Source organism: Cupriavidus numazuensis, from assembly GCF_905397435.1.
In the GTDB taxonomy this organism is placed as follows: domain Bacteria; phylum Pseudomonadota; class Gammaproteobacteria; order Burkholderiales; family Burkholderiaceae; genus Cupriavidus; species Cupriavidus numazuensis.
The window spans coordinates 69,521-82,248 of the sequence record NZ_CAJPVI010000035.1; the positions used below are offsets into that span (position 1 = coordinate 69,521).

12 protein-coding genes are annotated in these 12,728 nt (G+C 66.4%); 10 read left to right on the forward strand and 2 right to left on the reverse strand.

Annotated elements, in window-relative coordinates; genetic code table 11:
* The first annotated feature begins 32 nt into the window (after positions 1–32).
* The 8 genes from KHO41_RS25345 to KHO41_RS25380 all read left to right on the forward strand — a co-directional run bounded on the left by KHO41_RS25345 (position 33) and on the right by KHO41_RS25380 (position 8,230).
* Complete coding sequence (locus KHO41_RS25345; protein ID WP_211956013.1) at positions 33–782, forward strand: SDR family oxidoreductase; 750 nt, start codon at positions 33–35, stop codon at positions 780–782.
* A gap of 44 nt (positions 783–826) precedes the next feature.
* Complete coding sequence (locus KHO41_RS25350; RefSeq protein WP_211956014.1) at positions 827–1,720, forward strand: ureidoglycolate lyase; 894 nt, start codon at positions 827–829, stop codon at positions 1,718–1,720.
* A gap of 16 nt (positions 1,721–1,736) precedes the next feature.
* Positions 1,737–3,014, forward strand: a complete 1,278-nt coding sequence (locus tag KHO41_RS25355) for an L-fuconate dehydratase (RefSeq protein WP_211956015.1) — start codon at positions 1,737–1,739, stop codon at positions 3,012–3,014.
* Positions 3,015–3,017: 3 nt separating this feature from the next.
* On the forward strand, positions 3,018–3,899 hold the full coding sequence (locus KHO41_RS25360) for an L-fucono-1,5-lactonase (RefSeq protein WP_211956016.1): 882 nt from the start codon (positions 3,018–3,020) through the stop codon (positions 3,897–3,899).
* A 14-nt stretch (positions 3,900–3,913) separates the two neighbouring features.
* Positions 3,914–4,690: an SDR family oxidoreductase gene (locus tag KHO41_RS25365; RefSeq protein ID WP_211956017.1), complete on the forward strand. Its 777-nt coding sequence runs from the start codon at positions 3,914–3,916 to the stop codon at positions 4,688–4,690.
* Between the two features lie 7 nt (positions 4,691–4,697).
* Positions 4,698–5,036: an L-rhamnose mutarotase gene (locus KHO41_RS25370; protein WP_211956018.1), complete on the forward strand. Its 339-nt coding sequence runs from the start codon at positions 4,698–4,700 to the stop codon at positions 5,034–5,036.
* Between the two features lie 216 nt (positions 5,037–5,252).
* The gene (locus KHO41_RS25375) at positions 5,253–6,305 is read left to right on the forward strand and encodes a porin (RefSeq protein ID WP_376989703.1); all 1,053 of its coding nucleotides are present in this window, start codon (positions 5,253–5,255) and stop codon (positions 6,303–6,305) included.
* A gap of 59 nt (positions 6,306–6,364) precedes the next feature.
* The gene (locus tag KHO41_RS25380) at positions 6,365–8,230 is read left to right on the forward strand and encodes an alpha-L-fucosidase (protein ID WP_211956019.1); all 1,866 of its coding nucleotides are present in this window, start codon (positions 6,365–6,367) and stop codon (positions 8,228–8,230) included.
* 13 nt (positions 8,231–8,243) lie between these two features.
* Here the strand turns inward: KHO41_RS25380 and KHO41_RS25385 are convergent, their stop codons facing one another.
* Positions 8,244–9,554 (reverse strand): MFS transporter, encoded by a 1,311-nt coding sequence (locus KHO41_RS25385; protein ID WP_211956020.1) that lies wholly within the window; start codon positions 9,552–9,554, stop codon positions 8,244–8,246.
* 124 nt (positions 9,555–9,678) lie between these two features.
* Positions 9,679–10,275 (reverse strand): TetR/AcrR family transcriptional regulator, encoded by a 597-nt coding sequence (locus KHO41_RS25390; protein WP_211956021.1) that lies wholly within the window; start codon positions 10,273–10,275, stop codon positions 9,679–9,681.
* Positions 10,276–10,416: 141 nt separating this feature from the next.
* Here KHO41_RS25390 and KHO41_RS25395 point away from each other — a divergent pair, with 141 nt between their 5' ends.
* Positions 10,417–11,184: an SDR family NAD(P)-dependent oxidoreductase gene (locus KHO41_RS25395; RefSeq protein WP_211956022.1), complete on the forward strand. Its 768-nt coding sequence runs from the start codon at positions 10,417–10,419 to the stop codon at positions 11,182–11,184.
* Positions 11,185–11,369: 185 nt separating this feature from the next.
* The gene (locus KHO41_RS25400; protein ID WP_211956046.1) at positions 11,370–12,710 is read left to right on the forward strand and encodes an MFS transporter; all 1,341 of its coding nucleotides are present in this window, start codon (positions 11,370–11,372) and stop codon (positions 12,708–12,710) included.
* Positions 12,711–12,728 lie beyond the last annotated feature (18 nt).

The following is a 12,728-nucleotide window of genomic DNA, read 5'->3' on the forward strand; positions in this document are numbered from 1 at the left end:
CCCAGACATCCCCGATCCAACACGACGCCATCATGAGACTTTACGGGAAACGCATTCTTGTCACGGCCGCTGCGCAGGGCATCGGGCTGGCCAGTGCCAGGCGCTTTGCCGCCGAAGGCGCACAGGTGCTGGCTACCGATATCAATCCAGGCGCGCTGGAGGCGCTGGCCGGCGAAGCCGGTATCCGCACCATGGTGCTCGACGTGTGCGACGTCGGGGCGATCCAAGCGCTGGCGAACGACGAGCCCGCCTTCGACGTGCTGTTCAACTGCGCCGGCTACGTGCACGACGGCACCATCCTCGATTGCGGCGAGGCCGAGTGGGCGCATGCCTGGCAGCTCAACGTGACGTCGATGTACCGGCTGACGCAGGCGCTGTTGCCGAAGATGCTCGAAGCGGGCGGCGGGTCGGTCATCAATATGTCGTCGGCCGCGTCCAGCGTGAAAGGCGTGCAGAACCGCTTCGTCTACGGGACCACCAAGGCAGCCGTGATAGGCATGACCAAGGCCATTGCGGCGGACTTCGTGAAGCGCGGCATCCGGTGCAACGCCATCTGCCCGGGCACGGTCGAGTCGCCGTCACTGGCCGCGCGCATCGACGAACAGGCGCGCCGCCAACAGCGCGATCCGGACCACGTCCGCGCCGAATTCGTGGCCCGGCAGCCGATGGGCCGCGTGGGGACACCGCAGGAGATCGCCGCGCTGGCGGTGTATCTCGCCTCGGACGAATCGGCATTCGTGACCGGCACGGTCAATGTGATCGACGGCGGCTGGTCCAACTGAGCGCGCCTGTACTGACGACTCAATTCAACTCTGAGAACCAAGCGATGAAACTGCTGCGTTACGGCCCTGCTGGCCAGGAAAGGCCTGGAGTGCTCGATGCTGTCGGCAATGTGCGCGACCTGTCCGGCGTTGTCGATGACATCGCCGGTGCGGTATTGCGTCCGTTGGGGCTGGCGCGCCTGCGCGAGCTCGATATCGAGACGCTGCCGATCGTGGCCGGCGTACCCCAGCAGGACTTGCGGCTGGGCCCCTGCGTGGGCCGTGTCGGCAAGTTCATCTGCATCGGCCTGAACTATGCCGACCACGCGGCGGAATCCGGAATGGAAGTCCCCGCCGAGCCTGTCGTATTCGGCAAGTGGACGAGCGCGATCAGCGGTCCCGACGACGATATCGAGATTCCGTACGGCTCGGTGAAGACGGACTGGGAAGTCGAGCTCGGCGTGGTGATCGGGCAGGGCGGCAGCCATATCGCCGAAACGGATGCGCTGTCGCACGTCGCCGGATACTGCGTCATCAACGATGTGTCCGAACGCGAGTATCAGCTTGAACGCGGCGGGAGCTGGGACAAGGGCAAGGGGTGCGACACGTTCGGCCCGATCGGGCCGTGGCTGGTGACCGCCGACGAGGTGCCGGACCCGCAGGCGCTGCGCTTGTGGCTCGAGGTGGACGGGCACCGCTACCAGGATGGTTCGACGGCCACCATGGTGTTTGGCGTCGCGCAGATCGTCAGCTACCTGAGCCGCTTCATGAGCCTGCAAGCCGGCGATGTGATTGCCACCGGCACGCCACCCGGTGTCGGTCTGGGGCAGAAGCCGCCGGTTTTCCTGGAGGCCGGCCAGGTGATCCGGCTCGGCATTGATGGTCTCGGCGAGCAGACCCAATGCACGGTACCGGCCGTGGCACCCGTTGCGCAGCGCCAGACAGCGCTATTCGAGTAATTCAAAGAGCAGACCGATGACCCTGATTCGCTCCATGCGCGTCATTGACGTGCGTTTCCCGACTTCCGCGCACTTGGACGGCTCGGACGCCATGAATGCCGACCCGGACTATTCCGCGGCCTACGTGATCCTGGAAACCGACCGGCCGGGGCTGGAAGGGCACGGACTTACCTTCACCATCGGCCGTGGCAACGAAATCTGCTGCGTCGCCATCGAAGCGCTGCGCCCGCTCGTGGAAGGGCTGGACCTCGACTGGATCCGTGAAGACATGGGCCGCTTCTGGCGCCACGTGACCTCGGACAGCCAGTTGCGCTGGATCGGCCCGGACAAGGGGGCCATCCATCTGGCGACCGGTGCGGTCGTCAACGCGGTGTGGGACCTGTGGGCCAAGGCGGAGCGAAAGCCGCTCTGGCGCCTGGTGGCCGACTTGTCGCCCGAGGAACTCGTGCGTGCCGTGGACTTCCGCTATCTGACCGACGCGATCACGGAAGAGGAAGCACTGGCACTGCTGCGCCGCATGGCACCCGGCAAGGCTGAGCGCATCCGCACGCTCGAAAACGAGGGCTACCCGTGCTACACCACGTCTGCCGGCTGGCTTGGCTACGACGACGACAAGCTGAGGCGCCTGTGCTGCGAGGCGGTCGACAGCGGCTTTCGCCATATCAAGCTCAAGGTCGGGCGCAGCCTCGACGACGACATCCGCCGCGTCACCATTGCGCGCGAAGTGCTTGGACCGGATCGCGAGCTGATGATCGACGCGAACCAGGTCTGGGAGGTCGGTGAAGCCATCGACTGGGTACGCGAACTCGGCTTCGCGCGGCCGTGGTTCATCGAAGAGCCGACCAGCCCGGACGACGTGGAAGGACACCGCGCCGTGCGCCAAGCGGTGGCGCCGGTGAAGGTGGCGACCGGCGAGATGTGCCAGAACCGCGTGCTGTTCAAGCAGTTTATGACCCGCGAAGCGATCGACGTGGTGCAGATCGATGCCTGCCGGCTTGGTGGCGTCAACGAGATCCTGGCGGTGTTGCTGATGGCAGCCAAGCGCGGTTTGCCGGTGTGCCCACACGCGGGTGGAGTGGGACTGTGCGAATACGTGCAGCATTTGTCGATGATCGACTACATCTGCATCTCCGGCACTCGCGAAGGGCGGGTGATCGAGTATGTCGACCATTTGCACGAGCATTTCGTCGATCCGTGCGTGGTGCGCAACGGCGCCTACCTGGCTCCGCAGGCGCCGGGCTTCTCGATCACGATGAAGCCAGCCTCGCTCGAACAGAACCGCTTCCGGGGCTGAACCATGCCGTCGTTGCGTATCGACGCGCATCAGCACTTCTGGCGCTATTGCCCCGGCGGCTACCCATGGATCGGCACGGATATGGCCGTGCTGGCGCAAGACCACATGCCCGAGGACTTGCTGCCGCACCTGCAGGCCGAGCGCTTCGATGCGTGCATCGCGGTGCAGGCGCGCGGTTCGACAGAGGAGACGCGCTTCCTGCTCGATCTTGCGGCGCGGCGAGCGTGGATAGCCGGCGTGGTCGGCTGGGAGGACCTGTGCGCCGATGACCTGGCAGCGCGGCTCGATCACTGGGCCGACGCGCCGAAGCTGCGCGGCTTCCGTCACCAGGTCCAGGACGAGGCCGACGCGAGCGGCTTTCTGGCCGCGCCGGCATTCGCTCGCGGCATGGCGCTGCTGCAGGCCAGGCGCTATGTGTATGACGTGCTCGTGTTCCATCATCAGCTCGAAGCGGCTTCCGTGTTTTGCGCCCGGCATGACGCGCATTGGCTCGTGCTCGACCACCTGGGCAAGCCGCCGATCCACACCCGCGCGGGTGGCGGTGTGCCGATGGCGGACTGGCGGCGCGCGCTGCAGCCGTTCCGCTACCTGCCGCATGTCGTGTGCAAGGTGTCCGGGCTGGTGACCGAGGCTGACTGGCGCTCCGGTGCACGCGCGCGCGACATTGCGTGCATGCACGAATGTCTTGACGTTGCACTCGACGTCTTCGGGCCACGGCGGCTCATGTTTGGCTCCGACTGGCCGGTATGCCGGCTGGCGGCGTCGTATGCGGACATGCACGACGTGGTGTCGCAATGGGCAGAGGACTGGCTGAACGCCGGCGAACGACACGATCTGTGGGGCGCGACGGCGGCACGCTGCTATGGCTTGTCCGCCGACGGCTGATCAAGGGGATCTCGATGAATTTGCATCTGCACGACAAGGTGGTGATTGTCACCGGTGGCGCCAGCGGCATCGGCGCGGCCATTTCGACGGCGCTCGCGTGCGAGGGCGCGGTGCCGGTGATAGCGGGAAGGTCGCCGATGCCGCCAAAACTTCGCGCGCAGCTTCTGCAGTTGCAGCCGCGTACACGCCTGTTCGAGCTGGAGCTCTCCGACGAGGCGGCGTGCCGCGACATGGTTGGCGAAGTCGTGGCGTCGTTCGGCGGCATTGACGGTCTCGTCAACAATGCGGGCGTCAACGACTGTGTCGGGCTGGAGGCCGGGCGTGCGGCGTTCCTGCGCTCGCTCGACCATAACCTGGTCCACTATTACGTGATGGCCCATCTTTGCGTGCCATACCTGCGCAAGAGCCGTGGGGCCATCGTCAACATCTCATCCAAGACTGCGCTGACCGGGCAGGGCAATACCAGTGGCTACTGCGCGGCCAAGGGCGCGCAACTGTCGCTGACACGCGAGTGGGCCGCAGCGCTTGCAGCGGATGGCGTGCGCGTCAATGCCATCATTCCGGCCGAGGTCATGACGCCGCTGTACCGTACGTGGATCGACGGCTTCGAAGCGCCGGAACAGAAGCTTGCGGCCATCACGGCCCGTATCCCGCTCGGTCATCGCATGACCACCGCCGACGAAATTGCCGCTACCACCGTCTTCCTGTTGTCCCGGCAGGCCTCGCATACCACCGGCCAGTGGGTATTCGTCGACGGCGGCTACACCCATCTCGACCGGGCGCTGCGGTGAGGCCGACATGCGCCATTGCCTGGCTCTCGACCTGCGCGATGCCCCGGGGCTCATTGCTTGCTACGAAGCGCTGCACCAATGCATCTGGCCCGAGATCGCTGAACACCTGCGCGACCACGGCGTCATCGGCATGGAGATCTGGCGGCTCGGCAACCGGCTTGTGATGGTGATGGAGACCGATGACGCCCGCTACGACGCCGACAGCATGGCGCGCGCGGCCGCCACGAACCCGCGCGTGCAGGAATGGGAAGCCCTGATGTGGAATTTCCAGCTGCGTACGCCATGGACACCACCGGACCAGAAGTGGATGCCCATGACCCGGATCTTTGACCTGAAGGACCAATAAGGACTGTCTTCCGATGCCAGCCGTCTTCGCTTGCGCGACGACGGAGGGGATCGCTCGTCCTATTTTTCGCCCGCGTTTTTGCTTTCTTTCGCTAATGCCCGCGGTTGCGGGAAGGAGGACTTGATGACGCATTGACTCCGTATCGACCAACGCAGTGCGCCGCGTCACCGCGGCGCCCCACATCTGACAGCAGCAGTCCCATCAGGGGAGACAGCAGTGAGGAACATAACAAGAAGACTGGCGTGCACCGCCGTGCTGTGCGGCGTGCCCGCCATGGACGCGGCGGCCCAGACCAACGTCACGCTATATGGCCGTGTTGTGGCAGGGGTGGATGTCCAGACCAACGTGCAGAGGCCCGATGGTGGTTCCGGCACGCTATGGCGCGGCGCGGACAACCAGTGGGGGACCAGCATGTTCGGCCTGCAGGGCACCGAGGATCTTGGTGGCGGGCTCAAAGGGCTGTTCCAGCTGGAGTCCGGTTTCGGTGCCACCAAGGGCCGGACCAACGGCGATGCGCTGTTCAATCGCCGTGCCTACGTTGGCCTGCAGAGCGGCTGGGGCAAGCTGACGCTCGGCAAGAACCTGCCCGTTGCCGACGCGGTGTGGGCACTTGACCCGACGGGCCAGCAGTTCATCGGCTCCGCCACGCTCGTGCGCGGGCGCAACTGGCAGGGGCACGACAATATGGTGGCCTACGAGACGCCGAACCTTGGCGGGTTCAGCGCGCTGGCGCTGACCAGCCTAGGCGAGCGGCCGGACTCCGCCAGCAAGCTGCGCAAAGACGCGATTTCGCTGACCTACACCGCGCCGAAGTTCGAAGTGCGCGCGGTCTACGACGTGGCGCGCGACGGCAATGGCAACTACAGCGACCTGTTCACCGCATCGAAGGAGCTGACGCTGGGCGGTACGTTCACGATCGCCGACCTGAAGCTGTTTGCCGCCTACGAGAATCTCTCGGCGCCAGACAGTCCCGCAGGCGCGCCGACCCGGGCCAACCACTACTGGCTCGGCGCGAACTACCAGCTCACACCTGCGCTGACGCTGATCGGTGCGTTCTACCGCGTGATGGTGAACAGCGGCGGCGGTAACGCCAACCTTTACATGCTGGGGGCGAACTACAACCTGTCCAAACGCACGCTGCTGTATGCGAGCGTTGGCACGGTACAGAACAGCGCGACCGCGAACTTCTCGGTCGAGGCCAGCAACAACAACCCGGCACCGGGCCGCAGCCAGCTTGGCGCCTATACCGGCATCGCCCACTCGTTCTGACTGCACCTGCAGCGGCACCTATCCCCGAGGGTGCAGCCTTTATCCTGGAGGAGACAACCATGAGGACACATCAGCGGCACTGGAGAGTCCGCGCGCTACTGTTCGCCGGCGCGGCCTTGCTGACTGGATGCGGAGGAGATTCGGACTCCGGGACCCCGCCGGCGCCGGCCGTCCCGGTCGCGGCGCCGACGCCGGTCGAGCCGGGCGGACCCGTAGAGGCTGGCCCGAAGCGTATTGCCACACGTGAAGACACGCTCGCCTGGTACAAGGACGCCAGGTTCGGCATGTTCATTCATTGGGGCCTGTACAGTCCTGTCGGCAAGGGTGAGTGGGCGTTGAGCACGCTGCCGGAGTTCAACGACGGGCAGCAGGGCGGCCTTGACCGCTACAAGGCGAACGCCGACCGCTTTGCGCCGTCACCGGACGCGATCCGGCGACTGGTCGCGCTGGCCCGTGACACCGGCATGAAGTACATCGTGCTGGTGACACGGCACCACGATGGCTTCAGCCTGTGGGACACGAAGGCAGACACGTACTCAGCCGGCTTCAATGCCACGCAACGCGGCGCCCATGTCGATGTGGTGCGGGAGTTCGCGAAGGAATGCGAGCAGCAGGGCATCAGGCTCGTGCTGTACTACTCGCTGCTGGACTGGACGCACCCGGACTACCCCGTCGCCAGTTCGCCGCCGCAACAGCCGCACCTGCGCGTCTATGAGAACCAGCAGGGCAACTGGGACCGATACCGCACCTTCATGAAGACGCAGCTGCGCGAACTGCTGACGCAGTACGGGGAGATCGCGGGTATCTGGTTCGATGGCTACTGGGCGCAGGACGACAAGTCGCGTTGGCAACTGCCCGACATCTACGCGACGATCCGCCAGGCGCAGCCGGCCACGCTGATCGGCAACAACCACGGCATCGGCCTGAGCAAGGAGGCCGAGGACGACGACTTCACGATCGGCGAGCGCGGCAGCGCCGCGGGCGATGCTTCCAGGGCCGGCGAGACTGTCGATACCAGCCAGACCGGCAGCAGTCCGGCCGGTACCTGGGGCTATGTCGAGGGCGGGGGCATCCAGCCGCGCGAATGGATCTTCGGGCAACTGATCGCCAGTGCATCGGCCGGCAAGAATTTCGTGCTCAATGTCGGGCCGCGCGCGGATGGCAGCTGGCAGGATGCGTTGTCCACGGAATTCGGCGCCGTGGGCGCATGGTTGCGCCGTAACGCCGAGGCGATCTATGGAACGCGGGTCGGCGTGCCCGGCATTGACTCGACCACGCGCACCGGACCCGATGGCAAGACCGACCTGTACCTGTTCGTGCGCGATGCGTCGGCATCCCGTGTGAGCCTGCCCGCGGCACTGGCGGATGTGCGCAGTGCCCGGACGCTGGTCGACGGCACACCGCTCGGTGTTCGCAGCGATACGGCGTCGGGTACGACGGAAATCGACCTGTCTGGCGCCACGCGTGCGCCGCGCGAACCGCTGGTGCTGAAGCTTGCCGCCACGGTGCACATGCCGGTCAATGTCTCGAAGGGTGCGACGACGACGGCGACCTCGTCGTGGACGCGCGATCCGGGCTATGGCCCGGAGATGGCGACTGATGGCGATCCGGCAACGCGGTGGGCATCGGAAGCATCTACTGCCACGCTTACGCAGGTATTTGCGGCGCCTGCGACGATCCGTCTGGTGCAGCTCGCTGAATACCTCGACCCGACAGAGTCGGACTACCGTACCGGCAGCTACGCGCTGGAGGCGCAGGTGAATGGCCAGTGGCAGGCGGTGGCCAGCGGCTCGGGCATCGGCGCGAGCCATTATGTCTCGCTGGCCAGTCCGGTCACCGCTTCGGCGTTGAGAATCCGTGTGGTGTCGCGCGACCAGCGCCCGCCGAGCCTTTACACGTTCCTGGCGTTTTCGACGGGCAACTGATGATGCCGCTGGCTCAGGCCTTTGCAGCCTGCGCCGGCGTGGCGTTGCCGGGCAGGACATTGCGCCTGACCGCCAGCGCCAGCAGTGCCGCTACCAGGCAGGCCGCGCCGGCGGCATACAGCGCCGGCGTATAGGTCAGCAGCAACGTACGGCTCAGGCCTGCACCGAAGGCCGCTGTGGCGGCGCCAACCTGGTGGGCAGCAAAGATCCAGCCGAATACCATCGGCGCGCGGTCGCGGCCGAACGCGGTGCCCGCGAGCTTGACGGTGGGCGGCACCGTGGCAATCCAGTCGAGGCCGTAGAACATGGCGAAGATCGACAGGCCGTACAGCGTGAAGGTCGAGTGCGGCAGCCAGAACAGCGACAGGCCGCGCAGTCCGTAGTACCAGAACAGCAGCTTGCGGCTGTCATAGCGGTCCGACAGCCAGCCGGACAGGATGGTGCCGACGAAGTCGAAGGCGCCCATCATCGCCAGTGCCGAGGCGGCCAGCACGGGGCCCATGCCGAAATCCCCGCACAGCGAGATGAAGTGGGTCTGGATCAGCCCGTTGGTGGACAAGCCGCAGATGAAGAAGGTGCCGGCCAGTACCCAGAACGTCTGGTTGCGCATGGCGTCACGCAGCACGACGAACGGGCCGCGCAGCGTGAGCGGGGCGGGTGGCGCGGACGGCGTAAGCGGAACGGCAGCGGGCACTTCGCCGAACGCGGCCAGGCCGACGTCGCCGGGACGGTTGCGCATGAACCCGAATACCAATACGGCCAGCACCGCGCAGGCGGCCAGCACGGGCAGCACCGCGACGCGCCAGCCCATGTGTTCGATCAGCCAGGCCGCCGCCGGCAGGAACGCAAGCTGGCCGGTGGCCGAACTCGCGGTAAGCAGGCCGATCACCAGCCCGCGGCGTGCGCTGAACCAGCGGTTGGCGACCACGGCGGCGAGCACCAGCGCCGTCATGCCGGAACCGATGCCGAGCATCAGGCCCCACGCCAGGAACAGCTGCCACAGTTCCGTGGCGACCGTGGCCAGCGCCATGCCGCCGGCAATCAGCGCCAGCGCTGCGCACACCACGTTACGCACGCCGAAGCGCTCCATCAGGATCGCCGAGAACGGGGCCATCAGCCCGAACAGCGCGAAACGGAACGCCAGGATCGATGAGATCTGGTCCGTGTTCCATCCCATTTCGAGGGACAGCGGCTTGAGAAAGGCGCCGGGCAGGCCGAGCGCGGCCGAGGTCGTCAGCATGACGAGGAACGTGATGGTCGCGACGATCCACGCGTAGTGGATGCCGCGCCGGTCGAGCCGGCTGGAAATCGCTTGGGCAAACATGGGTCTCTTTCTCAGGGGGCGCTTGCGAGCGTGACGGGTGAGTCGGGCCATCCGCGTCCCGGTATCGGGCGCGGAAGACAATCAATCAATGCGTGATGGAGCGGCTGACGGAGCGACCGAACGATCAGCCGGACGACGGCCCGAGCAGCCGCTCGCGCACGGCGTTCAGGATGGTGTCGGAAATGGTGTCGCCTTCGACGGCCCGGGCGAGCGTGACCGCGCCTACCAGCATGGCCATGCGGATCAGCGCCTCTTTGTGGCGCGTCTCGGCGCTGTCGCTGGCGACGGTCGCTTCCATGTCTCCGACCAGTGCCTTGAAGCCTTCCAGGTAAGCGAGCCGCACCGGCTTGTCGGCCGGCTCGCGTGCCACGTCGCTGGCCAGCGAGGCGGCTGCGCATCCCTCGCCCGGGTTGTCGCAATGCGCCCGCGTGAGGTAGGGCTCGACCAGGTTCGCCAGCATGGCTTGCTGATCTCCCGCTGCGCGGCCAAGGCGGCGTTCCCAACGTCCCGTGGCTTCCTCGAACGCGCGTTTGCATGCCTGCGCCGCGAGCGCGTCCTTGGACGCGAAATGCCCGTAGAAGCCCCCGTGCGTAAGCCCGGCGCCTGCCATCAGTTCGGCCACGCTGACGCCATTGAGCCCGCGTTCGCGGAACAGGCGCGACGACGCCTGTTCGATCGCTTCCCGGTTCTTGTCGGCTTGTTCCCGTGATGCGCGCGCCATGTGAAGACTCCTTCGAAATTTGGTGCTTGACGAATTTTAGATGATGGTCATAATTTGTTCAATAGATGTTGAGCGTAATTTAAGAGGTCATTCCAATCCATTTGGCCTCGCACTTCACCCCAACCGACAGGAGTCGCTGTAATGCAGAACCTTTTTGACCTTTCCGGCCGCGTGGCCGCCGTGACCGGCTCGACCAAGGGCATGGGCCTTGAAATGGCACGTGCGCTGGGCAGCGCCGGGGCCAGCGTCATCGTTTCCGGACGCAATGGCGACGTCGCCCGTACGGTCGCCGCGCAACTGGAGAGCGACGGTATCCGCGCCGTGGGTATCGCCTGCGATATCGCCGACCTGGCCAGCGTGCACGCGTTTGCGGAACAGGCGCTGGCCGCGTTTGGCAGGGTGGATGCCCTGGTGTTGAACGCTGCGGCGGATGGCGCCGTCGGTTCTTTGCTGACTCAGGGCCCCGAGGTGTTCGATGCGGCGATGGCGGGCAATGTGCGCGGCAACCTGCAGCTGGTCAACGCGCTGGCGCCGCAGATGGTGGAGCGGGGCGACGGCTCGATCACCTTCATGTCGAGTATCGCGGCCAAGCGTGGCTCGGCCTTCCTCGGCATGTACAGCATCACCAAGGGTGCGGTCGACCAGGCCGTGCGCAGCCTTGCCCTGGAGCTTGGCGCGAACGGCGTGAACGTGAATGCCATCAATCCGGGTCCCGTCCGAACGGAATTCTCGCGTGAAGCGCTGTGGGGCGACCCCGCACGCGAGGCGCAACTGGCTTCGCGCATCCCGATGCGGCGCATCGGCGAGGCCAACGACGTGGCTGGGCTCGCGGTGTTGCTGGCCTCGCCTGCCGGACGCTTCATCAACGGGCAGAGCATCAGCGTGGACGGCGGGCTGTCCGTAGCCTGACGCGTCACGTTGGTCGGACGGCTTCAAATGTGCATACATATGAAGCCGTCTTCAGCGCGCTGAAGAGATTTGCCGTATTGTCTCGGTTGAACCGTGCCGGGCGATGAACCGGCCGCAACGAGTCTCGCGCCGTGTCCAGTCCCGCCCCCATCCAAGCCGCTTCCCAGCCAGCTTCCGCCCACGCCATGACCGCGCGCGAGCGCCGGGGCATGGCCGCCATCATGATTGCCGTGGCCCTGGCCACGCTGGACACGGCGATCGCCAACACCGCGCTGCCTTCGATCGCCGCGGATCTGCGCGCCACGCCGGCGGCGTCGGTGTGGGTGATCAATGCCTACCAGCTCGCCATGGTGGCGACCTTGCTGCCGTTCGCGGCGCTGGGCGGCATTCTTGGCCACCGGCGCATCTATATCGGCGGGGTAACGCTGTTCATCGCGGCTTCCGTCGTCTGCGCGCTGGCGTGGTCGCTGCCGTCGCTCGCGGCGGCGCGGGTGCTGCAGGGCATCGGCGCGAGCGCCATCATGAGCGTCAATACGGCGCTGATCAGCGCGATCTTTCCGATTCAGCGGCTCGGCCGCGGGGTAGGGCTCAATGCGTTGGTGGTGGGAGTATCGTTCGCGCTTGGACCGACCGTGGCGTCGGTGATCCTGTCCTTCGGCTCGTGGCCATGGCTGTTTGCCGTGAACTTGCCGATTGGACTGCTCGCGCTCGGCATCGCGCGCGGCGCGCTGCCGCAGACGCCGCGCAGCCAGCATGGCTTTGATCGCGTGGCGGCGCTGCTGAACGTCGTGGCATTCGCCGCGCTGATCTTCGCACTCGGCGAGGGCGCGCAGCGCGCACCGCTGGAGCAGTCGCTGGCGGCCGCGGCGATCTTCGTCGTCGCCTTCGGCCTGCTGCTGTGGCGCGAGCGCGGCCACCCGGCGCCGATGTTGCCCGTGGACCTGTTCCGCCGCTCGATGTTCGCGCTGTCGACGCTGACCGCGATCTGCTCATTCGCCGCGCAAGGCCTCGCCTTCGTTTCACTGCCGTTCTATTTCCAGCATGTGCTCGGGCGCGGCCAGGTGGAAACGGGCTTCCTGCTGACGCCATGGTCCGTTGTGGTCGCACTGATGGCGCCGATCGCGGGGCGCCTGTCCGATCGCTATCCGCCGGGCCTGCTCGGTGGCGTCGGGCTGGCTGTGATGAGCGTCGGCATGGCGTCGCTGGCGCTGATGCCGGCCAACCCGAGTACGCTGGAGATCGGCATCCGCATGTGCATCTGCGGTGCGGGCTTCGGCTTTTTCCAGTCGCCCAACCTGAAGGCGCTGATGGCCAGTGCACCGCGCGAGCGTAGCGGCGGTGCGAGCGGCGTGATTGCCACCGCGCGGCTGCTGGGCCAGGCCACGGGCGCGGCGCTCGTCGCGCTGAGCTTTGGCCTCGCTGGCGACCATGGGCCCGGTCTGGCCCTTGCGCTGGGCGCCGGTTTTGCCGGCGTTGCGGCCATTGCCAGCGGCCTGCGGCTGGTGATGCCGGAAGTGAAGCACTGACCGCACGGTCGGCGGGAA

Excerpts from the sequence above, each read along its gene's own strand:
- KHO41_RS25355 (WP_211956015.1), top strand. The coding sequence starts at position 1,737 with ATGACCCTGATTCGCTCCATGCGCGTCATTGACGTGCGTTTCCCGACT.
- KHO41_RS25350 (WP_211956014.1), top strand. The coding sequence starts at position 827 with ATGAAACTGCTGCGTTACGGCCCTGCTGGCCAGGAAAGGCCTGGAGTG.
- KHO41_RS25360 (WP_211956016.1), top strand. The coding sequence starts at position 3,018 with ATGCCGTCGTTGCGTATCGACGCGCATCAGCACTTCTGGCGCTATTGC.
- KHO41_RS25395 (WP_211956022.1), top strand. The coding sequence starts at position 10,417 with ATGCAGAACCTTTTTGACCTTTCCGGCCGCGTGGCCGCCGTGACCGGC.
- KHO41_RS25385 (WP_211956020.1), bottom strand. The coding sequence starts at position 9,554 with ATGTTTGCCCAAGCGATTTCCAGCCGGCTCGACCGGCGCGGCATCCAC.
- KHO41_RS25370 (WP_211956018.1), top strand. The coding sequence starts at position 4,698 with ATGCGCCATTGCCTGGCTCTCGACCTGCGCGATGCCCCGGGGCTCATT.
- KHO41_RS25345 (WP_211956013.1), top strand. The coding sequence starts at position 33 with ATGAGACTTTACGGGAAACGCATTCTTGTCACGGCCGCTGCGCAGGGC.
- KHO41_RS25390 (WP_211956021.1), bottom strand. The coding sequence starts at position 10,275 with ATGGCGCGCGCATCACGGGAACAAGCCGACAAGAACCGGGAAGCGATC.
- KHO41_RS25380 (WP_211956019.1), top strand. The coding sequence starts at position 6,365 with ATGAGGACACATCAGCGGCACTGGAGAGTCCGCGCGCTACTGTTCGCC.
- KHO41_RS25400 (WP_211956046.1), top strand. The coding sequence starts at position 11,370 with ATGACCGCGCGCGAGCGCCGGGGCATGGCCGCCATCATGATTGCCGTG.
- KHO41_RS25365 (WP_211956017.1), top strand. The coding sequence starts at position 3,914 with ATGAATTTGCATCTGCACGACAAGGTGGTGATTGTCACCGGTGGCGCC.